Here is a 21545-nt window from a genome sequence, read left to right as displayed (position 1 = left end):
ATTCTAGCCATCATCGGCGCATTCAGACTAAAAATGCGAGTAACATGTCAGGTTCAGGTCAAGATCGCCGTTTTCTGTTTCTTCAGGGTCCGCACGGCCCCTATTTCCATCGCCTTGGTAAAATGCTGACCGCCGCAGGTGCGCAGGTTTGGCGGGTAGGGTTTAACCGCGGCGACCGCGCGTTTTGGACCTCGGAAGCCAATTACATCGCCTATAAAGGCACGCCGCAAGACTGGCCGTTGGCGTTCCGCAGCGTGCTAGAGCAGAAACAGATCACCGACATTGTGCTTTACGGTGACACCCGGCCCATTCACGCCACCGCCGTTGCAGCCGCCCGCGCCGCTGGCATCACCGTGCATGTCTTCGAGGAAGGCTACCTGCGGCCCTATTGGATCAGCTATGAAAGGGGGGGCTCGAACGGCAATTCGCGGCTGATGCAGATGTCCGTGCCGCAAATGCAAAAGGCGCTAGAGGCGCTGGACATGGATCTCCCCGACGCCCCCGCCCGGTGGGGTGACATGCGCCAGCATATGTTCTGGGGCGCTTTGTATCATTGGTTCGTGATGACCGGATTCTGGGATTATCGCAATTTTCGCCCGCATCGCGCCCTCAGTGTAGGGCAAGAGTTCTGGCTTTATGTCAAACGCCTTGTGCTACTGCCCCTGCATCGGTGGGAGCGGATTGCCGCCACCTTCCGCATCAAACACGGCGGCTTCCCCTATCATCTGGTGCTGCTGCAACTGGAACATGACGCCAGCTTCCAAATGCATTCGCCGTTCAAAACCATGACCGAATTTCTGGCTGTGGTGATCGAAGGCTTCGCCATAGGCGCCGCCCCGCATCACCACATCGTCTTCAAAGCGCATCCACTGGAAGATGGTCGTGTCCCGGTTTCTCATGAAATCAAACGCTTGGCAGCGTTGCATGGGGTCACCACTCGCGTGCATTTCGTGCGCGGGGGGAAGTTGGCCGGTCTCTTGAACCATGCCCGCAGCGCCGTGACGGTGAATTCGACCGCTGCCCAGCAAGTTCTGTGGCGCGGATTGCCGCTGAAAACCTTTGGTGCTGCGGTCTATGCCAAGCCAGAATTCGTCTCTACCCAAAGCCTGAAAGACTTCTTTACCCTGCCAACCCGCCCCGACAGCCGCGCTTACCGCGATTATCGCCACTATTTGTTGGAAACCAGCCAAGTGCCGGGCGGCTTTTACAGTGCGCGCGGTCGGCGTGAATTGCTACGACAGGTGGTAGATATGATGCTGCAGGCTGAAGATCCCTATGATGCGCTCACCTCGGGCAAAGCGGCACCACGGCAACAGTTGCACCTCGTTAAGTGAACACAGAAAGCAAGACTGGCATTTTGTTTCGCCTTTCTGTAGCCTTACAGGCAAAACTTGAGGCAAATCCAGTTAAAGGAGCCCGGGCAGTGAAAATTACCGGAACGAGGGGGGCGAAAGCCCTTGCCCTTGTGGCGCTTGTCAGTGCGGTTGCGGCCTGTGGCCTGCCGCGCTCTGGCCCCAACAAGGCAGAAATTTACAAAGGCTCGGTCCTGAAACAGGGCGATGCCTTTATTGTCACTGTCAACTCTCGGGTGACCCGCGCCACGGCGGTGACGCCCGCGTTGGGGTTCAGTTCGGCCTTCCGCAATGCGGGGGTGGTTGGATCAGACGTGATCTCGCCAGGCGATGTGCTGGGCCTGACAATCTATGAAAACGTCAAGGATGACCCGCTGCTCGGCAACACTGGCCAGCGGGTATCAGCGCTGACCGAGATTCAGGTCGATGGCGCGGGTTACATCTTCGTGCCTTACGCCGGCAAAATCAAAGCGGCGGGCCAGTCGCCGGACGGTTTGCGCAACATCATCACCAAAAAGCTCGACACCCAGACGCCTGATCCGCAAATCTCGGTGCAACGCTTGGCTGGCGATGGCTCGACCGTCTCGGTTTCCGGTTTTGCCGGGGCAAACGGCGTGTTCCCGATCGAGCGCCCCACCCGCACCTTGTCGGCAATGCTGTCGAAAGCTGGTGGCGTGACGATTGAACCCGCCGTCGCCATCGTGCGCGTCACGCGCGGCACTCAATCCGGCAAGGTCTGGCTGGAAGACCTGTTTTCCAACCCCGGCCTTGATATCGCCTTGCGTCCCGGTGACAAAATCACCGTCGAGAAAGACACCCGCTCTTTCGTGGCGATGGGCGCCACTGGCTCGCAAAGCAAGATCCCGTTTGAAACCCAAACCCTTTCGGCGATTGAGGCTTTGGCCACTGTGGGCGGCCTGAACACCGGCACCGCCGACCCGACTGGCGTCTTCGTGTTCCGCAATGAACCCGCCGAGATTGCCAATTCGGTGCTGGGCCGTCGGGATCTGAAAGGCGATCAGCGCATGGTCTATGTGCTTGATCTTACTCAACCAACGGGCATGTTTGAAGCGCGTGATTTCCTGATCCGCGACGGCGACACCGTCTATGTCACCGAAGCACCGTTTGTACAGTGGACCAAAACCCTGTCGGCGATTTCGGGCTCCACCGCTGCCGCCAACAATATCGCCACCGCGGGGCCGTGAGCGTGTCTTGACCGTCGCCCTACCCAACACCCAAGCCGCCGGGATCATTCCCCGGCGGCTTTTCTATTACAACGCGGGCTTCCTGCGCCACCCCCACCTGCGCCGGATACTCGCGCTTGCCGGGCATGATTTGCGTCTCGGTCTGCCCGGCCCCGAAGATGGCGTTGTGGTCTGGGGCCGTTCGCCCTACGCGCGGCGCGGTCAGGCGATTGCCGCCCGCTATGACGTGCCCCTGATCCGCATCGAGGATGCGTTCCTGCGTTCCATCCGCCCCGGTCGCCTGGGCGATCTTCCCCTCGGCCTCCTGATCGACGGCCTCGGCGTGCATTTCGACAGCGCCACGCCATCGACGCTAGAGATGATCCTCGCGAAACACCCCTTAGACGATTCGAACCTTTTGACCCGTGCGCGGGACGGTATTGCAAGAATTCGAACCCTAGACTTGTCAAAATACAATCTTCACCTCTCAGACGCCCCCTTGCCCGCTCCTGGCTATGTGCTTGTGGTGGATCAAATCGCAGGCGATGCCTCGATCCGCCATTCCGGGGCCAATTCCACCCGCTTTGCCGAAATGCTGGCCACCGCGCAAAGCGAACACCCCACTGCCCGCATCGTGATCAAGACCCATCCCGAGACGCAACTCGGCCTGCGCCGCGGCCATTTCACCGCAGCCGACCAAACCGACCGCATCCAGTTGTTGACCACCGCCGTCTCGCCTTGGGCCCTGCTGGAAGGCGCTATCGCGGTCTACACCGTATCATCGCAACTGGGGTTTGAGGCGATCCTTGCAGGCCACCGACCCCACGTCTTTGGCCAGCCGTTCTACGCCGGATGGGGCCTGACTTCGGACGTTTTCCCAATAGATCGCCGCAGACGCAGCCTGACCAAAACCCAGCTTTTCGCCGCAGCGATGATCCTTGCCCCGACATGGGTCGATCCCTGCCGTAACCGGTTGTGCAGCTTTGAAGAGGCTGTCGATCAGCTGGAGGCCGAAGCCCGCGCCCACCGCGAAGACCGTTTCGGTCATGTGGCGCTGGGAATGCGTGTGTGGAAGCGCGGTCGGTTGCAAGCCGTATTCGGTCGCGAAAAGTCGTTGATTTTTCAGGATAACCCTGCGAAAGCCATCGCCAAAGCCCGCGCAACAGGTCGGGGTCTGCTCGTCTGGGCAGGTAAAGAGCCCGCTGATCTGCCCAAAACCTTGACCATCCACCGTGTCGAAGATGGCTTTCTACGCTCGCGGGGCTTGGGGGCCGAACTTGTGCCTCCCCTGTCCCTCGTCAGCGACGATCGCGGCATTTACTACGATGCCACCCGCGCAAGCCGCCTTGAACAGCTGATCCAAACGCCACTGCCCCCAAATGCCGCCCGCCGCACCGAAAAGCTGATCACCGATCTGATTGCCGTGCGCTTGTCAAAATACAACCTCTCGGGCAGCCTGCCCGATCTGCCCGAAGGCATGCGCGTGCTTGTGCCCGGCCAGGTCGAGAACGACGCCTCGATCCGCCTCGGCGCGGGCGACATCCGCACCAACCTAGCCCTGCTGCAAGCTGCCCGTTCCGCCCATCCCAACGCCACGATCATCTACAAACCCCACCCCGATGTTGAGGCTGGCCTGCGCCCCGGCGCGATACCAGACGTCATCCTGCGCGGCCTTGCCGATGTAATCGCCCACCACGCCGACCCAATTCAACTGATCGAAGCCTGCGATGAGGTTGTCACCATGACTTCGCTGCTCGGTTTCGAGGCCCTGCTGCGTGGCAAACGCGTCACCTGCCTTGGTGCACCGTTCTACGCCGGATGGGGCCTGACCCAAGACTTGGGCCCAATCCCAGCCCGGCGCAAACAAGCCAAAGACGGCCATCCTCTGCCCCGCCCCAGCCTGCTCGCCCTCGCTCATGCCGCGCTGATTGCCTATCCGCGTTATTACGATCCGGTCAGCCGCAAGCCCTGCCCGCCCGAAGTGGTGATCCACCGCTTGGCCACAGGCACCGATACCCCAACCGGGCTGGGACTCCGCCTTCTGGCAAAGCTACAGGGGCGTTTTGCCACCTATTCCCGATTCTGGCGCTAACAAAGGCCTGCGGGTCAGTAAATATACCTGATCTGCTCGGTCCAATACCGCTCCATCCGCTTCAGCGATTGGTTCATGTTTTCCATGTTATTGGCATCGACCAGACCCCGCTTCGCCAGCCCTTCCGCATGGCGCTGGAACAAATCGGTGAGCATCCCACGCACACGACGGCCCTTTTCCGACAGCCGCACCCGCACCGAACGGCGGTCAATCTCCGACCGCTGATGGTGCATATAGCCCAATTCCACCAGCTTTTTCAGGTTATACGACACATTCGAGCCTTGATAGTAACCGCGCGATTTCAACTCTCCCGCCGTCACCTCGTTCTCGCCAATGTTGAACAACAACAAAGCCTGAACCGAGTTGATCTCAAGCACCGCCATCCGTTCAAATTCATCTTTGATAACGTCTAAAAGCAGCCGATGCAGCCGTTCCAGCAACGCCAAATTATCCAGATAGCCCGCCATCAACAGCTTTTGCGAACCGTCCAGCAGGGGGTCATGTAAACTCATTTATTCACTCCGCGAGCGATGGCATCTGCGGATAGAATCAGCTTAAAACAAAAACATATCGTAAACTCGCCACGATTTTGGCGCAAATTACCGCATGGCCAGCCGCCCCCGCGCGTAGATCCCAATTTCTGAAATCAATTCAGTCAGATAGCCGGGTGCAGGGTTCTGCCCCAACACCCATGGCAGCAGGTCCTGATCATTTTCCTCTAAAAGTTGATCGAAAACAACCAGCCGATCTTCGGCCATTGCCGCCAAATGCGCATCGGCATAAGGGCCCAAGATCAAGTCCATCTCTTTCATGCCGCGCCGCCAGCTGCGCATCGCCATCCGCTTCAGCCGCGCTTCTTGAGTCTCGCTCATTGTGCCATCCCACGCAATTCGACTGCCAGTTTCTGCTCGGCCTGCATCAGCTCTACACCCAGCGCCTGCATTTGCCGACGCAGACGGGTGATATCGGCCAACACGCTGCTCACAGGCAAAGCGAGCAGCTCGCGCGCATTGGGTGCGGCCACGCCTTCGCCCCGCCCCGACAGCAGCCACATCAGCGAGACATTCAGCATCCCGGCCAACATCTGCAAGCGGTTGCCGCGCGGCTCCCACGCGTCAGCCTCCCAGCTTTTGATCGTGGTGTCGCGCACGCCAAGCCGCTGCGCCAATTCGGTCTGGCTCATCCCACAGGATTCGCGCGCGGCCTCCAGCCTGTCGCCGAAGGTAGCAGCGACTTCACTATACCAAGTCTCGTTGTTGATTTCTGCCATCTTGCTTCTCCAAAAGGTGATATCGCTTGATTGCCTAGGGGGCTCAACCTATGGCAAGAGTGCGGAACTTGCAAATCAGCCCTACGGAGCCCGCCGAATGGCCTTCCTGTCCGACACCCTAGCCCGCGTCAAACCCTCGCCCACCATCGCTGTCACCACCAAGGCGGCAGAATTGAAAGCCGCAGGCCGCGATGTCATTGGTCTGGGCGCAGGCGAGCCGGATTTTGACACGCCGGAAAATATCCGCGACGCCGCGAAACGCGCGATTGATGCTGGCAAAACCCGCTACACCGCAGTCGATGGCATCCCAGAGCTGAAAAAGGCGATCTGCGAGAAATTCGCGCGTGAGAACGGTCTGGCCTACGCCCCGAACCAGATCACGGTCGGCGCGGGCGGTAAACAAACCTTGTATAACGCCTTGATGGCCACCTGTAATCCGGGTGATGAGGTGATCATCCCCGCGCCGTATTGGGTGTCCTACCCCGATATGGTGCTGCTGGCAGGGGGCACCCCGGTTCCGGTGGTGGCCACCATTGACACCGATTTCAAACTGACCCCGGCACAACTGGATGCGGCGATCACGCCGAAGACCAAGTGGTTCATTTTCAACTCGCCCTCGAACCCGACAGGCGCAGGCTATACCCGCCTCGAGTTGCGCGCCCTGTGTGACGTGCTGCTCAAGCACCCGCATGTCTGGATCATGTCCGATGATATGTATGAACACCTCGTGTTCGACGATTTTGAATTCACCAGCCCCGCGCAGATCGAACCGAAACTCTACGACCGCACCCTGACCTGCAACGGTGTGTCAAAGTCCTACGCTATGACCGGCTGGCGCATCGGCTATGCCGCAGGCCCCGTCCATCTGATCAAGGCGATGGGCACCATCCAATCGCAATCCACCTCGAACCCCTGCTCGGTCAGCCAATATGCGGCGCTTGAGGCCCTGACGGGTCCGCAAGATTTCCTCGCCCCGAACCGCAAAATCTTCCAACGCCGCCGCGATCTGGTGGTCTCGATGCTGAACGACGCCAAAGGCATCAAATGCCCGACACCCGAAGGCGCGTTCTACGTCTACCCCGACATTTCCGGCTGCATCGGCAAAACCAGCCCCGCTGGCACCAAAATCAGCAATGACGAAGTCTTTGCCACCGCCCTTCTGGAAGAAACCGGGGTCGCGGTAGTGTTCGGCGCGGCCTTCGGGCTTTCGCCAAACTTCCGCGTCAGCTACGCTACAGCAGACGAGACTCTGCGCGAGGCCTGCACCCGTATCCAGAATTTCTGCGCCATGCTGACCTGAAGGACCCTATGTCATCCGATCTGCCCGAGTTCTACTTCCGCATCCGTGACAACGGCGCTGCCGTGTTCCGGGTCGATACCGAGAACCGCCAACGCCGCATCGACCTGGAAGAAATCGCTCTGGTCAACGTCAAGAATGGCAATATCAAGCCACATGGCGATCATAAGCTGACGCCGGATGAAGTCACGGCGATCGGCCAGTGGGTGGCCAAACGCCAAGCCACACTGGCCGCGCGTGATGTCGATGACATCCTGCGCGCCGTCGACCACATGAACCTGACCACCCAATGGGTGCAATCCAAAGCCTCTGACGCGCAGCTAGAGGAAGTCACCGACCTGCTGCTGCTGGCGATGCACGATTTGCGAAGCGTGCTGGTGCGCAAGAAGGCCGAAAGCCTGATGAAGGGCGAAGCGGCGCAGTAGCCTTGCGATATTAACACAGTGAAAATTCCATGCAAAACGAGATATCAGTGCCAGATACGTTCAAAAAGTCGCAACAAGCATCGAAGAACGTCGTTCCACGGATCATCTGGATGCTATGGTTGCAAGGCTTCACCAATGCCCCAGAGTTGGTAAAAGCCTGCGTCCAGAGTTGGTGTCGGCTTAATCCAGACCATGTTGTGCATTTGCTTGATACGCAATCCCTGCAAAAGTTCATCCCTGCTGCGGATCTGGCTCGGATTTTTGCTACCGAAAAACAGCCGGAGGCCATAAGCAACGAAATTAGGCTCGAACTTTTGGCCCGCCACGGCGGAGTTTGGGTCGATGCAACCACAATCTGCGCCCGCCCGCTGGACGATTGGCTGCCGGCGCATGCACCGCTTGGTTTTTTCGGCTTTGCCCGACCTGGTCCGGATCGGATGCTCTCGACGTGGTTTCTGGCAGCTTCGCCCGCAAATCTCATTATTGAAACTTGGCGGCAGGCGACCATCGCTTATTGGCATGGGCGATCCGAGCGTCATATCTATTTTTGGGTGCATGCGCTTTTCGAAAAGTGTTACGCGGAAAACTCGGCATTTCGTAATATCTGGGACTCAACGCCGAAAATATCCGCTATGCATCGATTCCACTTCAGCCCAGATTCGACGCAACTACACGACCCGGTCAGTGACGACGACCGCCGCAGCATGCAAAACCCGCAGATACCGGTGTTCAAGCTGACCAACAAGATTGAGGTTTCGCAAGATAGTGGCTCTCTTATGCAGACGCTTCTGTCGTTTGCGAAAGGTGAAAATCTATCAGCGTGACCAACGGCACACTGCGTCGGCTTACGCCCACGTATTGCGCCGATTTCACGCCCGCACCCGATGCCAAAACCGCCACATCATCGTGACCGCCGCAAACACCAGCCCAATCACCAAGCCCGCCCACAGCCCAATCCCGCCCATTCCGGCATGGAACGCCAGAAAATACCCACATGGAATCCCGATCCCCCAATAGCTGACCGCGGCCGCAATCATCGGCACCCTTGTGTCCTTGATCGCCCGCAGCAAGCCCAGCGCCATCACCTGCATCGCATCCGCCATCTGAAACAGTGCCGCCATCGCCAATAGCGTGACGCCAAACGCAATGATTTCAGCGCTTTGCGGTTTGCTCTCATCCAGAAACAGCGAAATAATCGCCACAGGAAAGCTGAGAAACAGCCCCACCATCACCGCACCAAAGCAAATCGACAACGCAATCGCCACTTTGGCTGCATCGCGAAGACCTTGCCTGTCTCCCGCGCCATCCGCCCGCCCGGCCCGCACCGTCGCCGCATTCGACAACCCCAGATGCACCATGAACGACAGTGCCGCAACCTCCATGGTGATGCCATGCGCCGCCAGTTCAACGGTGCCAATCCAGCCCATCATCAGCGCCGTCGCCTGAAACAACCCGCTCTCGGCCAGCGAAGTCACCCCAATCGGCCAGCCCAGCCGGAAAACCTGATGCAAAGCCTGCCAGTCCGGTCGCCAAAAGCGCTGGAACAGATGGAAATACCGCAATTCCGGCAGCCATCCGGCGTAAATCGCCAGGGCCAGGGCCGTCAAAGACTGCACCAGAACCGAGGCTATCGCCGCCCCGCGCACGCCCAATTCCGGCGCCCCCCAATGGCCAAAGATCAGCGCATAGGCCAGCACAAGGTTAACCCCCACCGCCGCCAGCGTCACCCACAGCACCACCTGCGTCCGCTCTAACGCCGCGAGGTAATTCTTCAACACCATCACCAACAGCGCCGGGATCATCCCGAGCCCCGCGGTGCGCAGAAAATCTTGTCCCAAAATCGATACTTCAGGCCGCTGCCCCAAAACCAGCAGCAATGCCTCAGACCACCAGAAAACCGGATAAGTCAGCACGCCAAATGCAATCGACAGCCACATCCCCATGCGCGTATCGCGCCGCACCTGCGCCTCATCGCCACGCCCGATGGCTGTCGCCACCATCGGCAAAACCGCCTGCGCAAACCCGGCGCCAAGGATGAAAATCACAAAAAACGTCGATGTCGCCAGCACCACCGCCGCAAGTTCATTCACCCCATACCAGCCCAAAAGCACGGTATCGGTGACATGCAGTGCCATCTGCGCCAGATGCGAGCCCACCAGCGGCAGCCCCAAAGCCAACGTCGCGCGGGCGTGTGAGATGTAGGACATTCTTTTGATCATATCGCTTCCTACAAGCGCCACATCACCGCTGCAAGACGTAGCCTCCGCCGCAGTGCAGCGCATCGGGTCAAGACCCTCGCCCGAAAACCAATGTCGGATTTCACCAAACCGCGTCGATAACGCGGCATTTACATTCCCTGCCCGGCGCGCCTAGCGTAAGTCCTGTCATAGAGTGACCACGATGCCGCCCAACTCCACCTCCCATAGCCATCCGCCCCAGATCCAGCTCTGCCGCGCCCGTGCCATCGGGGCTGGCACCGCAGCCCTCGAAGCCCGCCTGCTGGTCGCCCGGCTGACATCCCCATGACCCAATCCCCCCGCCCCTACGCCTCCCCCGCTTGTCTTGCGCAGGAAATCGACCCCAATCCTATCGACCCGCAACAAGCCAGCGACGTCGCGCGCTGGCGCAAAGCCGAACGCTTGCGCCTGCTGGCCGAGCGCGCCGCCCTCGCCGTCGCCACCCGCCAAGCTGCTGCCCAATCCATCGGCCGCCACCTCGACCACCTGCTCGCCCAGCGCTTTTCCAGCCTGAACGGCCTGATCATCTCGGCTTGGTGGCCGATCAAAGCCGAACTTGACCTGCGCTTCTGGCTCGCCAGCCTCGCAGGCCGGGGGGCCACCGCCGCCCTGCCGCTTATCCTCACCCCGAAGGCCCCGCTCGCCTTTCGCACCTGGACGCCGCAGAGCCAAATGGAGCGCGGTTTCTGGAACATCCCCACCCCCGCGACAGGCCCCGAGATCACCCCCCATGTCACCCTCTCGCCTCTCGTCGGCTGGGACAGCGCGGGCTTCCGCTTGGGCTACGGCGGCGGCTATTTCGACCGCACACTTGCGACGCTCACCCCGTCACCCATCGCCATCGGCATAGGTCTGGACGCAGCCCACCTGCCAACAATCTTTCCACAACCGCATGATATTCCAATGGATTACATCCTGACCGAATCCGGCCCGCAGCCGCTGCACGCCTAAGACGCAACGCCACATCTCAACCACCACAAAATCCGCTGTACGCACGCAATGTCCGATGAAACCCGAGTCCTCTACAACGAAACCTGCCCGGTTTGCCGCTTTGAAATCGGCCATTACCGCAAGGCGGCCCGCGCAGAAAATCTGCCCATACGCTTCGATGACCTAACCCAAGCAAGCGCTTGGGGCGTCACCCCCGAGGCTGCGATCAGCGTGAATGACCTGCGCGCTCTCGTGCTGAACCGTGATTTCGATGCCACAGATGCCGCCCTGATCGCCGCCCACACCGAATACACCGCCGCGCAGCCGCAATCCTTCGCCTTCTTGGCGCGCGGATCATCGGCCTTTGAGATGTAATCGACGACTGCCTCCAGCCCGGGGTTCATCAACTCCGCAGCCAGCACCAGCAGCCCCGGCGCCAAAATCAGACCGCGCTCACCAGCCGACAAATCCAACGAAAATGCTAAAGCTGCTGACAGCAGGTTCACCACTGTCCATTGCCGCAGCGTCTTTTCCGTCGCCCAAGCCGCAACCCAACCGTCCCAAGACCAGATCACCGTTTTGGCAAACCGCCGTGCCTCAGCGCGCAAAATATCCCGCATGGCTCCCCCAATTCAAGGAAACGATCCAAGCGCAAGCCCCCGATTTAAGCAGGCTTACGCCTTGGCAAGCGCGTCCAGATAAGCGCGCACAGACGTCACCACATGCGCAAAGCGGTCGCCGCCCAAATGCACGCCACCGTACCAACGCGTCACCACCACGATATGGTTCCGCAACTCCGCCCGCTCCAGCATTTTCAAAATCACCGCCCCCGCGCCCGCCTCGCCATCATCACCCTTGACCGCGCCTTCTTCCGACAAAAGGCAGGCCCAAGTGTTATGCGTTGCCTTGGCGAATTTCTTGGCGCGCTTCAACTCTACCAGAAACGCCTCAATCTCGGCACGCCCCTGCACAGGCCCACCCGACACCGCATAGCGCGAGCCACGATCCCGCAAAACTTCGACGATCTGCAACATGCGGTCCTCTTATCCTTTGGAGAAGCCTCCGGCGGGAATATTTGAGCCCGTCTGAAATAGCAAAGCGCAATGCCTTGGGCTTGACTTCGCCTTATGGGCAGAGTGTATCGGCCCGGAACCGATTTAGCCTCCGTGAAGGGGAAGTCCATGCACGCCTATCGCAGCCACACTTGCGCCGATCTGAACAAATCTCATGTGGGCAATGATGTCCGCCTTTCTGGCTGGGTGCATCGGGTGCGCGATCATGGCGGGGTGTTGTTCATCGACCTGCGCGACCATTACGGCATCACTCAAGTCATCGCCGACAGCGACAGTCCCGCCTTTGCCGACATCAACAAAGTGCGCGCCGAATGGGTGGTGCGGATTGATGGCCGGGTGAAAGGCCGCGACGCGTCGCTGATCAACGCCAAACTGCCAACGGGTGAGATTGAGGTCTACGCCACCGGCCTGACCGTGTTGGGAGCCGCCGAGGAACTGCCGCTGCCGGTGTTCGGCGATGTCGATTACCCCGAGGAAACCCGGCTGACCTACCGCTTCCTCGACCTGCGCCGCGAAAAGCTGCACCGCAACATGATGCTGCGCTCGAACGTGGTGCGCTCGATGCGCAACCGGATGTGGGATCAGGGTTTTACCGAGTTTCAAACCCCGATCATCACCGCATCTTCGCCCGAAGGTGCGCGCGACTTTCTGGTGCCGTCGCGCCTGCATCCAGGCAAATTCTACGCCCTGCCGCAAGCACCGCAGCAGTTCAAACAGCTGATCATGGTGGCCGGCTTTGATCGGTATTTCCAGATCGCCCCCTGCTTCCGCGATGAAGACCCGCGTGCAGACCGCTCGCCGACCGACTTCTATCAGCTTGATATTGAAATGTCTTTTGTCGAGCAAGAAGACGTCTTCGCCGCAGTGCAACCCGTCGTTCAGGGCATTTTCGAAGAATTTGCACCGGGCAAGAAAACCTATTCCGACTGGACCAAGATCGCCTACCGCGACAGCCTGAAATGGTATGGCAGCGACAAACCCGACCTGCGCAACCCGATCAAGATGCAGGACGTGTCCGAACATTTCGCAGGTTCCGGCTTTGCGATCTTCGCCAAATTGCTGGAGCAACCCGGCAATGAAGTGCGCGCCATTCCGGCTCCTAAAGGCCCAAGCGGCGAACCTGTGGGTCGCAAATTCTGCGACCGTATGAACGCCTTTGCCCAGAAGGAAGGCCTGCCGGGCATGGGCTATATCTTCTGGCGCGAAGCCGAAGACGGCTCTGGCATGGAAGCCGCCGGCCCCCTCGCCAAGAACATCGGCGCCGAGCGTACCGAGGCAATTCGTGTGCAACTCGGCCTGACCAAAGGCGACGCCGCTTTCTTCCTTGGCGGCAAGCCTGACACGTTCGAGGCGATCTCCGGCCGTGCCCGCAACGAAATTGGCCGCGAACTTGGCCTGACCGAGCAGAACTGCTTCAAATTCGCTTGGATCGTCGATTTCCCGATGTATGAGAAAACCGACGACGGCAAGATCGACTTCAGCCACAACCCGTTCTCGATGCCGCAAGGCGGGCTAGAGGCGCTGAACGGCGATCCGCTGAATGTCTATGCCTATCAATATGATCTGGCCTGCAACGGCTACGAATTGATCTCGGGCGGCATCCGCAACCACAAACCGGAAATCATGTTCAAGGCGTTTGAACTGGCAGGCTATCCAAATTCCGAAGTCGAAAAACGCTTCGGTGGCATGGTCAAAGCCTTCAAATACGGCGCCCCACCGCACGGCGGTTGCGCCGCTGGCATCGACCGCATCGTCATGCTGCTGGCCGATGAGCCGAACATCCGTGAGGTCATCATGTTCCCGATGAACCAGCGCGCCGAAGACATGCTGATGGGGGCTCCGTCCGAGCCGACCAACGCCCAAATGCGCGAACTGTCCCTGCGGGTTACGCCGAAAGAATAACGCCTTGGCCATGATCTGGATGGCCTGCCCGAGCAGGCCATCCGACACGCAGGCCCACAGGCGACTTTCCGCTCTGTGCGGCGCAGACCTAGGCTATGCCGTGCTCATGGCGCATTTTTGATACCGAAACGGTGGTATTCTACCCATCCATGCTTATGTTTTCACAAAGGCAGGCTGTGGCCGCGTGAACCGGAGTTTGAAAACGATGTCAAAGCTAAGTACCCTGGCTGCGATACGTTTTGGTTATGGCTTGCCGCAACCCAAAGGCGCGCCCGAGTCCGCCGAAGCCATGCTGGCAATGCTTGCCGGGTCGGACGAGGCGATGCGCACATTGCCGATCCGCAACTCTGCAGAGTTGATCCCAAACCTGCAAGAACTGCGTCAAATCCAGAAAGCCGGCAAAAAAGCCACCGCCAAAAACCCCAAACGCAATGCGCTGCTGCAAGATTTCAGCAATGCCGCCGAAGCCGCCGCCGTGGTCACCTTCGCCCGCGCGCTTGACAGCGCCGATGGCTTTCGCGAACGGCTGACCACGTTTTGGGCCGACCATTTTTCGGTCATCGCCAAGCGGCAACTCGAAGCGCTTTTCCCCTATGCTTTGGTCGATGATGCCATCCGCCCGCATCTGACCGGAAATTTCGCCGATATGCTGACGGCGGCCACGCTGCATCCGGCGATGCTCAGCTATCTCGATCAATCCAGTTCGGTCGGCCCAAATTCGCATTTTGGCAAGAACCAGAACAAAGGCCTGAACGAAAACCTCGCCCGCGAGGTGATCGAGTTGCACAGCATGGGCGTTGGCGCGCATTACAGCCAAACCGATGTCACCGAAATGGCGAAAATCCTTGCTGGTCTGACGCTGAACGCCGATCTGCTGATGCAATTTGTGCCGCGTCGGGCCGAGCCCGGTCCACGCGCACTGCTGGGCAAAACCTATGATGCAGTTGGGCTGGACAACATCCACGCAGCCCTGCGCGATCTGGCGCTGCAGCCCGCCACCGGCCAGCATTTGGCGCGCAAATTGGCGGTGCATTTTGTCTCCGACACCCCCGATGCCGACCTCGTCAAAGCGATTGCTGCGGCTTACAACGGCTCGGGTGGCGATCTGATGGCAACCTATGCGGCCATGCTCAATCACCCCGCAGCATGGGTGGAAGCCACTGAAAAAGCACGGCAACCGTTTGATTTCATGGTCGCGTCTCTGCGTGCCTTGGGCGTCACTGGCGAACAACTTCAACAAATGCCCTATAAGCAATTCCGCGGCCAAGTCTTGACGCCGATGGCTGGCATGGGCCAAACCTTCAAGCGCCCGTCCGGCCCGAATGGCTTTGACGAGGCCGCCGAGGAATGGATCACGCCGCAGGGGCTTGCCCGCCGCATCACTTGGGCGATGCGGGTGCCGATGCGATTGGTCCAGCCGTTGCCCGATCCCATCGCTTTGGCGCAATATTGCCTCGCCGACCGCGCCAGCGAGGCGCTGCTTTGGGGGGCGGCCCGCGCCGAAGATATCACACAAGGCGTCGGGCTGGTGCTGGCTTCCGCCGAATTCAACCGCAGATGAGGGCCGCCATGACAGCTTCGATGGACAGACGGGATTTTCTGCGCGGGCTTGGCGGTGTGCTGGGCTGCTCGATCGCGGCGCATCCGCTGATGACCACAGTGACGATGGCGGGTGCCAATGGTGGGCGCGCGCTTGGCGATCATCGGCTGATCGTGATCATTCTGCGCGGCGCGATGGACGGGCTGGATGTGGTGCAGCCGCAAGGCGACGCCGACTACGCCGTGCTGCGCCCCACGCTTTTGAACCCACAAGCCGCTGATCTTGATGGCTTCTTCCGCTTGCACCCAGCGTTTGGCGATCTGATGCCACTTTGGGGTGCGGGCCAGTTGGGCTTTGTCCACGCCACATCGACGCCCTACCGTGACAAGCGCAGCCATTTTGTCGGCCAAGACATGCTCGAGGCCGGCACCGGCATGGATGTGCCGCTCAATCAGGTCAAGGATGGCTGGTTGAACAGGCTGTTGCAGACCCAAAAGGGCCTAACCTCGGAAACCGCCTATTCCATCGGTCAAGTCGCGATGCCGCTGCTGGAAGGCACAGCCGAGGTGCGCAACTGGTCACCCGAAACCACCTTGCTGCTGACACCACAGGCGCGTTTGCTGTTCGACCGCGTGTACGAAGCCGATCCTTTGTTCCACGCGGCCTCGCAAGAAGCGATGGAACTGGCCGATGCGGGCAACGGCGATATGGAAATGATGGCGGCAGATCCGTCGCAAATGGCAGGGCTGAAGGTACAGGATGTCGAGCAACTGGTGGATTACGCGGCCGGAAAGCTACGGCAGGACGCCCGCATCGCCGCGTTTTCGATGACCGGATGGGATACCCACAGGGGTCAAGCGGGCGGGCTTTCCAAGTCGCTTGCCCGGTTGCAATACGCGATCCTGCGGCTGCAAACTGGATTAGGAGAGAACGTCTGGGGCAAAACCGTGCTGCTGGCGATGACCGAATTTGGCCGCACTGCGCGCGAAAACGGCACGAAGGGCACCGATCACGGCACCGGTGGGGTTATGGTGATGGCGGGTGGCGCGCTGAACGGCGGCAAGGTCTATGGCGATTGGCCGGGGCTGTCCGAGGCCAATCTTTACGAGCGCCGCGATCTGATGCCCACGTCCGATGTGCGGGCTTGGGCGGCCCATGCAATCCAAGGACTGTATGGCATTGACCAAAACGTGTTAGAAAACACCGTGTTTCCAGGCCTGAAAATGGGCAAAGATCCCCGAATTTTGCTGTAATCAAACGCCAGACATCCCCAACACTGCGCGGTTGTCAGCCAAATCCGCCGCACCGCGCCAAGCCGCGATCGCGACCAGACCCAACGTCACCACAACGGCGGTGATCACCGCCCCTAGCGCAAAAACCGCCCCCGATTCGTCACACAGAGATCGTTGTTTGGCGGACAGGGACGGCACTTTCCCTAGGGGCTGATAAGATGGTTTTGCCGCCGAGTAAGGCGAAACCGTGCTGCAAATCAGGCAAAGCCATGGTCATCGCGGGGCTGCATCGCGTCACACAGCCTTGGGCTTGGCGGCGAAAGCTGCGGCCCTGTTGGCAACAGTCAACCGCTTATCAATCAAACCGCGCAACTGATCCAGATCGCCGCTATTCGGCACCCCGGCGGCACTTGCCGCCTTTGCCAAGGCGCTGTCATGGGCGTGATGCGCCACCCCCAGCACAAACCTGGCCAGATAGCGCCGCCCCGTCGCATCCGGCTCTGCCGAAAGCGCCGCCGCCGCGCGCGCAAGATCATCCTGCAACGCCAAGGGATCGGGATAAATCGCCGCATCTTCGACCAGCGACGGCGCAAGCCCCGGCAGAAACCGGCGCAAAACCATGCAGAACTCTGCGAAACTTTCTAAAGGCTTATCGAGAAATCCCTCTGCGCCCGCAGCCAAAGCCGCGCCCCGCCCGTCTGGATTTCCCGAACTGCCAAGCACCGCCAGCGGCCGCTGTCGCGCCAGCGCTAACTCGCGGATCAACCCCTCGCCCCGGCCATCCGGCAAACCAAGGTCAATAATCACCACATCGGGGCGATACACCCGCAAATGCGCCCGCGCGCCCGCCAATGTATCCGCCCGACGCAACCGCGCCCCAGCGCGCTGGCTCATCAACCGCAAAGCTTCGCAGGCATAGCGACTGTCCTCCACCGCCAGAATGGTGACACCCTGCAGCGGCAACTCGGACCCCGTCATAAGGTTCGGCAAGGCAAAACCGGGCGGCAGCGGAGGATGATAGGGCATTTGATTTGGCATGGCGGACCGAGCGCTGAAGGGAGCCCCACCATTCATCCATGGCTTTGGTTCATAAATCGTGAACGCCACCGCCGCTGGCAAAATTTTTCAACCCAACCTGCGACCGCGCGCCCCCTTGCCGGAACGCCTGGCTGCAGCCATAAGGCCAGCATCAGCTTGCAAGGAGCCTTGCCGATGATTGGCCGCCTGAACCATGTCGCGATTGCCGTGCCGGATTTGACCGCGGCGGCAGATCAATACCGCAACACCTTGGGCGCGAAAGTCGGGCCGCCCCAAGATGAGCCCAACCACGGCGTCACGGTGATCTTCATCGAACTGCCAAACACCAAGATCGAACTGCTGTATCCCTTGGGTGACAACAGCCCGATCAAAGCTTTCCTTGAGAAAAACCCCGCAGGCGGCATCCATCATATTTGCTACGAAGTGGATGACATTTTGGCCGCAAGGGACCATCTTCAAGCCAGTGGCGCGCGGGTGCTCGGCTCGGGAGAGCCGAAAATCGGCGCGCATGGCAAGCCGGTGCTGTTCCTGCATCCCAAGGATTTCAACGGCTGTTTGGTAGAATTGGAGCAAACATGACAATCACCGCCGCATTGGTGCTGTTTTCGGTTACTTGGTTCATGGTGTTTTTCTGCGTGCTGCCGCTGCGCTTCAAAAGCCAAGCCCAGATGGGTAAGGTCGAACCCGGCACGCCACGCTCGGCCCCCGCTGAAGCCATGATCAAACCGAAAGTCAAACTAACCACGCTGATCACGATTGTGATCAGCGTCGTGCTTTATCTGCTGATCACCTCGGGCCGCTGGGGCATCGCCGATGTGGACGTGTTCGGGCTGTGGGCCAACCGCTACTGACGCCTCAATCGGTGGAACATATGGGTGAAAGTGGCGATTCCTAACACAGGGATCACTAGGTTTATCAGCGGGATAGACAAGGGTGCTGCCATCAACACCCCTGCCGCCCAAATCCGCAGACTATAGGCTTTGCGCATGGCGCGCGCACCATCCCGCCCCAAACGCCGGGTGGCAACCAGCGTGAAATACTCCCGCCCCAGCAGGTAGCCGTTCATCCCCCAAAACAGCAGCGGGCTGAACGGCCCGACAAACGGATACAGCAGCAGCGCCCCGGTATTCAGCGCCAACAGCAGGCCAATGAAATTGGCGGTCTCAATCAGCGTATCGCCAAAACTTGGCCGCACCACCGGCGGCAGCCCCGGATAATGCCGATCCTCCACTGCCTGCGCTACATCCTCCAGAAACAACCCCGAAAAGGCCGAGGCGACCGGGATCATCAAAAACACCGACAGTACGATCATCAACAAGATCGAGCCCCAGCTGAGCAGCGTATCCAAGCCGCCAACCGGACCGACGAAAGGGATGTCGATGCTGCCCGGCGTGAAGGTCTCAATCAGCCACAGCAACGCCGCATAAGCCCCGGTCAGCAGCGCCGCCGCAAGCGCCACACCCAGCAGCATCACCCGCAGAAACCGGCCATCGCCAAGCTGACCCAACGACTTGGCAAAATCACTGAAGATCATGCGCTGACCCTCCGGCGCTCACGCGGCCATCCATCAGGCCCATGTGATCAGCTTCGACAAATCGGGGCGCGGGCGGTCCAAAATCGGCGTCACAACGGTGCCGATATGCACAATGCCCGCAACCGTTTCATCCCCCACACAACCAAAGGCTTGCGCAGCGAATACCGGATCATGCGAAGGCCAGCCCGACAGCCAATTCGCCCCCCAGCCCTTCGCCAAAGCCGTATTGAGCACGCCAAAGCACAGGGCCCCCGCCGACAGGATCTGCTCAGACAGCGGGATCTTGTCGCTGGCTTTCGGTGAGGAAATCACCGCCACCGCCAACTGCCCAAGATCAAACTGCCCTCGGCCCTTTGCGATTTTTTCGTCGTCCGCCCCGATCACCCGCGCCCGCGCTTCGGCCAAATCGGCCAGCCGCAGCATCGCCGCGCGGTCCACCACCACCAACCGCCACGGCTCCAGCTTGCCATGATCGGGCACGCGGGTGGCTGCGGTCAAAATCTCCAGCAGTTCGGCACGCGCGGGCACCGGGCCTTTGAACAGCTTGGCCGGGTGCGATTGCCGGGTTTTTAGAAAATCGAAGGCATCTTGGGCCAAAACAGAAGCGTCGTGCATCATATAGGGACTCCTTTGCGCCACAGGTGGCGGTGTGGGCGGCCTTCGTCAAGTGGGCTTGCCCTTCCACGCTTGCTTCTGCACTCTGCCCCCATGCAAAAAGGCGCGTGGGCAGAGCTGGCGGTTCCGGGGGCAGAGTTTTCCTGCAAGGTCACGCCGCGCGCCCGCCGCCGCAGCATCACCCGCGACGGCAGCATGATAAAAATCAGCGTCACCACCCCAGCCGAGGACGGAAAAGCCACCGCCGCCGTCACCGAGGCGCTGGCCCATGCCCTAGGCGTTGCGAAATCCCGGCTAACTCTGCTGCGCGGTGCAATCTCTCGCGATAAGGTGTTCCGGCTGGACTAAAGCGGTTTGCGTTTTGCCCGGCGCAAGAAGCAGTACACTTTGCGCAGGTCTGCGCGCGGATTGTGATTCACGACAACCGCAAACCGCGCTAGGGCTGCTTCGGCTCAATTCGGTAACTGCCCTCGGGCAGATCCAGCGCCGCCGCAAGGTCACGCAACTGCCCGATGGAAAACGTGATCACGACCACTTTATCGGTCATTTGATCCATCTGCCGCAGCACCACACATTCGGCGAAGGCATCAATGGTGATGTCTTCTTGCAACGGGGTGTCAGGCTCGCCCTCATCCACCAATGTGATCACTGTGGCGTCGAATTCATGCTCGATGGTGAACATCGCAAGGCTCCTGTGCCGGATCAATCACAGGCAGATGAGCCCGCATTGTGGTCAGGGTCAAGCATCCGAGCCGCGTTCAAGCGAAAGTGCAGCAAGATCGGGCCCAGATGGGGCTATGAAACCGCAACGGGTTTGATATGGGCTGTCTTCAGGGCAGTGGTGAAGGCGAGTGTGATGCAGCGGCAAGCAGGATGGGTTATGGTGGCGGCGCTGCTGGCGGGTTGCGTGCAGCCGGGCATCCCCACGATCAGCCAAACCGACAACGCGGCGCAGGTGCTGACCCAGCCCTCGCAAACCGGTGGCGCGCTGGAATCCCGTGCGGCCGCGGTGAATTTCCTGACCGTGGTGCAGCGGGTGGAACCAGTGGCCGAGGCATACTGCCGCGCGCAGCGTGTGGCGCATCGCTGCGATTTTCAGATCGTGATCGACGACCGCCCCGGCCAACCCCCCAACGCGTTCCAAACCGTCGATCGGGCAGGCAGGCCGATCATCGCGTTCTCGCTGGCTTTGATCGCCGACGCCCGCAACGCCGATGAGATCGCTTTCGTGTTGGGCCACGAGGCCGGGCATCACATTCTGGGTCACATCCCCAAGCAAGAGCAAACCGCGCTGTCGGGGGCGATGATGGCGGGGATTTTGGCCGCCGCTTCCGGGGCGGGGCGGGACGAGGTCGCGCAAGCGCAGGAAATGGGGGCCGGGTTAGCCACGCGGCAGTTCTCGAAGGAATATGAGCTGCAGGCCGATGCTATGGGTGCCGAGATTGCGTTTCATGCCGGCTATGATCCCGTCAAGGGCACGGGCTTTTTTGATCGCCTGCCCGATTCCGGCGATCAGTTTCTGGGCACCCATCCGGGCAATCGGCAGCGCAAGGCTTTGGTCGCCGCTGTGGTCGCCAAACTGCGCGGCGCGTAGGCTGTCCACGCGTGACGCGTGATCCCCGTCATGCAATATCAAGAAATGAACAGGTATCGGTTCAGATTTGATGAACCAACATCAAACCCCACAGGTCAAACGCCGCCCGACCCGGATCACGCTGACCGCTGCACCGCCCCCTGCCCTCCCGAGGGTTTCGGGCGAAGTCCCGCAAACCCGAGACAAAGACAGTGCGCGCAAAGCGCTCGGCCGGGTTGCCGTCAGGGATC

General features: G+C 60.2%; 24 protein-coding genes. 14 read left to right on the top strand and 10 right to left on the bottom strand.

All coding sequences use genetic code 11. The annotated features are described in order from the left end of the window. Positions 1 to 44 precede the first annotated feature (44 nt). The 3 genes from Q7V03_RS11260 to Q7V03_RS11250 all read left to right on the top strand — a co-directional run bounded on the left by Q7V03_RS11260 (position 45) and on the right by Q7V03_RS11250 (position 4628). Positions 45 to 1334 (top strand): capsule biosynthesis protein, encoded by a 1290-nt coding sequence (locus Q7V03_RS11260; RefSeq protein WP_304925691.1) that lies wholly within the window; start codon positions 45 to 47, stop codon positions 1332 to 1334. 89 nt (positions 1335 to 1423) lie between these two features. Further along, the gene (locus Q7V03_RS11255; RefSeq protein WP_304925690.1) at positions 1424 to 2557 is read left to right on the top strand and encodes a polysaccharide biosynthesis/export family protein; all 1134 of its coding nucleotides are present in this window, start codon (positions 1424 to 1426) and stop codon (positions 2555 to 2557) included. A 7-nt stretch (positions 2558 to 2564) separates the two neighbouring features. Further along, positions 2565 to 4628 (top strand): capsular polysaccharide biosynthesis protein, encoded by a 2064-nt coding sequence (locus Q7V03_RS11250; protein WP_304925689.1) that lies wholly within the window; start codon positions 2565 to 2567, stop codon positions 4626 to 4628. A 14-nt stretch (positions 4629 to 4642) separates the two neighbouring features. Here the strand turns inward: Q7V03_RS11250 and Q7V03_RS11245 are convergent, their stop codons facing one another. From Q7V03_RS11245 to Q7V03_RS11235, 3 genes are all read right to left on the bottom strand, one after another. Next, a complete protein-coding gene (locus Q7V03_RS11245) occupies positions 4643 to 5140 on the bottom strand; it encodes a MarR family winged helix-turn-helix transcriptional regulator (RefSeq protein WP_304925688.1) in 498 nt (165 codons plus the stop codon). A gap of 87 nt (positions 5141 to 5227) precedes the next feature. Continuing rightward, positions 5228 to 5500 (bottom strand): succinate dehydrogenase assembly factor 2, encoded by a 273-nt coding sequence (locus Q7V03_RS11240; protein ID WP_304925687.1) that lies wholly within the window; start codon positions 5498 to 5500, stop codon positions 5228 to 5230. Beyond that, positions 5497 to 5898: a helix-turn-helix domain-containing protein gene (locus Q7V03_RS11235; RefSeq protein WP_304925686.1), complete on the bottom strand. Its 402-nt coding sequence runs from the start codon at positions 5896 to 5898 to the stop codon at positions 5497 to 5499. The genes Q7V03_RS11240 and Q7V03_RS11235 overlap by 4 nt, the downstream gene beginning before the upstream one ends. A gap of 97 nt (positions 5899 to 5995) precedes the next feature. On the opposite strand from Q7V03_RS11235, the gene Q7V03_RS11230 reads away from it, so the two are divergent. From Q7V03_RS11230 to Q7V03_RS11220, 3 genes are read left to right on the top strand one after another with little or no spacing between them, the layout of a single operon-like run. Then, positions 5996 to 7198: a pyridoxal phosphate-dependent aminotransferase gene (locus Q7V03_RS11230; protein ID WP_304925685.1), complete on the top strand. Its 1203-nt coding sequence runs from the start codon at positions 5996 to 5998 to the stop codon at positions 7196 to 7198. 8 nt (positions 7199 to 7206) lie between these two features. Beyond that, a complete protein-coding gene (locus tag Q7V03_RS11225) occupies positions 7207 to 7620 on the top strand; it encodes a hypothetical protein (RefSeq protein ID WP_304925684.1) in 414 nt (137 codons plus the stop codon). Positions 7621 to 7649: 29 nt separating this feature from the next. Continuing rightward, on the top strand, positions 7650 to 8444 hold the full coding sequence (locus Q7V03_RS11220) for a capsular polysaccharide synthesis protein (RefSeq protein WP_304925683.1): 795 nt from the start codon (positions 7650 to 7652) through the stop codon (positions 8442 to 8444). Between the two features lie 45 nt (positions 8445 to 8489). Here the strand turns inward: Q7V03_RS11220 and Q7V03_RS11215 are convergent, their stop codons facing one another. Further along, the gene (locus tag Q7V03_RS11215; RefSeq protein ID WP_370651109.1) at positions 8490 to 9827 is read right to left on the bottom strand and encodes an MATE family efflux transporter; all 1338 of its coding nucleotides are present in this window, start codon (positions 9825 to 9827) and stop codon (positions 8490 to 8492) included. 315 nt (positions 9828 to 10142) lie between these two features. Here Q7V03_RS11215 and Q7V03_RS11210 point away from each other — a divergent pair, with 315 nt between their 5' ends. Beyond that, a complete protein-coding gene (locus tag Q7V03_RS11210) occupies positions 10143 to 10808 on the top strand; it encodes a 5-formyltetrahydrofolate cyclo-ligase (RefSeq protein ID WP_304925681.1) in 666 nt (221 codons plus the stop codon). 113 nt (positions 10809 to 10921) lie between these two features. On the opposite strand, the gene Q7V03_RS11205 is transcribed toward Q7V03_RS11210, so the two are convergent. Both Q7V03_RS11205 and Q7V03_RS11200 read right to left on the bottom strand, forming a co-directional pair. After that, positions 10922 to 11407, bottom strand: a complete 486-nt coding sequence (locus Q7V03_RS11205) for a diacylglycerol kinase (protein WP_304925680.1) — start codon at positions 11405 to 11407, stop codon at positions 10922 to 10924. 54 nt (positions 11408 to 11461) lie between these two features. After that, positions 11462 to 11821 carry a YigZ family protein gene (locus Q7V03_RS11200; RefSeq protein ID WP_304925679.1) on the bottom strand — a complete coding sequence of 120 codons (360 nt, stop codon included), beginning with the start codon at positions 11819 to 11821 and terminating at the stop codon, positions 11462 to 11464. Positions 11822 to 11968: 147 nt separating this feature from the next. Between Q7V03_RS11200 and aspS the strand changes: the two genes are divergently transcribed. The 3 genes from aspS to Q7V03_RS11185 all read left to right on the top strand — a co-directional run bounded on the left by aspS (position 11969) and on the right by Q7V03_RS11185 (position 16555). After that, positions 11969 to 13762, top strand: a complete 1794-nt coding sequence (aspS, locus tag Q7V03_RS11195) for an aspartate--tRNA ligase (RefSeq protein WP_304925678.1) — start codon at positions 11969 to 11971, stop codon at positions 13760 to 13762. 205 nt (positions 13763 to 13967) lie between these two features. Next, positions 13968 to 15323, top strand: coding sequence for a DUF1800 family protein (locus tag Q7V03_RS11190; RefSeq protein ID WP_304925677.1), 1356 nt, complete (start codon positions 13968 to 13970; stop codon positions 15321 to 15323). 8 nt (positions 15324 to 15331) lie between these two features. Further along, a complete protein-coding gene (locus Q7V03_RS11185; RefSeq protein WP_304925676.1) occupies positions 15332 to 16555 on the top strand; it encodes a DUF1501 domain-containing protein in 1224 nt (407 codons plus the stop codon). 273 nt (positions 16556 to 16828) lie between these two features. Here the strand turns inward: Q7V03_RS11185 and Q7V03_RS11180 are convergent, their stop codons facing one another. Continuing rightward, positions 16829 to 17560, bottom strand: a complete 732-nt coding sequence (locus Q7V03_RS11180; protein WP_304925675.1) for a response regulator — start codon at positions 17558 to 17560, stop codon at positions 16829 to 16831. A 186-nt stretch (positions 17561 to 17746) separates the two neighbouring features. Between Q7V03_RS11180 and mce the strand changes: the two genes are divergently transcribed. Further along, positions 17747 to 18151: a methylmalonyl-CoA epimerase gene (gene mce / locus Q7V03_RS11175; protein WP_054006910.1), complete on the top strand. Its 405-nt coding sequence runs from the start codon at positions 17747 to 17749 to the stop codon at positions 18149 to 18151. After that, positions 18148 to 18423 carry a DUF1467 family protein gene (locus Q7V03_RS11170; protein WP_304925674.1) on the top strand — a complete coding sequence of 92 codons (276 nt, stop codon included), beginning with the start codon at positions 18148 to 18150 and terminating at the stop codon, positions 18421 to 18423. The genes mce and Q7V03_RS11170 overlap by 4 nt, the downstream gene beginning before the upstream one ends. Here the strand turns inward: Q7V03_RS11170 and Q7V03_RS11165 are convergent. Next, entirely contained in the window at positions 18417 to 19106 is a 690-nt protein-coding gene (locus Q7V03_RS11165) for an EI24 domain-containing protein (protein WP_304925673.1), read from the bottom strand. The genes Q7V03_RS11170 and Q7V03_RS11165 overlap by 7 nt on opposite strands. A 33-nt stretch (positions 19107 to 19139) precedes the next feature. Further along, entirely contained in the window at positions 19140 to 19724 is a 585-nt protein-coding gene (locus tag Q7V03_RS11160; RefSeq protein WP_370651108.1) for a nitroreductase, read from the bottom strand. A 90-nt stretch (positions 19725 to 19814) separates the two neighbouring features. Here Q7V03_RS11160 and Q7V03_RS11155 point away from each other — a divergent pair, with 90 nt between their 5' ends. Beyond that, positions 19815 to 20069 (top strand): DUF167 domain-containing protein, encoded by a 255-nt coding sequence (locus Q7V03_RS11155; RefSeq protein ID WP_304925672.1) that lies wholly within the window; start codon positions 19815 to 19817, stop codon positions 20067 to 20069. An 88-nt stretch (positions 20070 to 20157) separates the two neighbouring features. On the opposite strand, the gene Q7V03_RS11150 is transcribed toward Q7V03_RS11155, so the two are convergent. Next, complete coding sequence (locus tag Q7V03_RS11150; RefSeq protein WP_304925671.1) at positions 20158 to 20403, bottom strand: hypothetical protein; 246 nt, start codon at positions 20401 to 20403, stop codon at positions 20158 to 20160. Between the two features lie 174 nt (positions 20404 to 20577). Between Q7V03_RS11150 and Q7V03_RS11145 the strand changes: the two genes are divergently transcribed. After that, positions 20578 to 21315: a M48 family metalloprotease gene (locus Q7V03_RS11145; RefSeq protein WP_304925670.1), complete on the top strand. Its 738-nt coding sequence runs from the start codon at positions 20578 to 20580 to the stop codon at positions 21313 to 21315. The last annotated feature ends 230 nt before the right edge of the window (positions 21316 to 21545 follow it).

Source organism: Cypionkella sp., from assembly GCF_030652235.1.
Lineage (GTDB): Bacteria > Pseudomonadota > Alphaproteobacteria > Rhodobacterales > Rhodobacteraceae > Cypionkella.
Note: the sequence above shows the minus strand (reverse complement) of the source record. Positions and strands in the feature narration are given on the sequence as shown.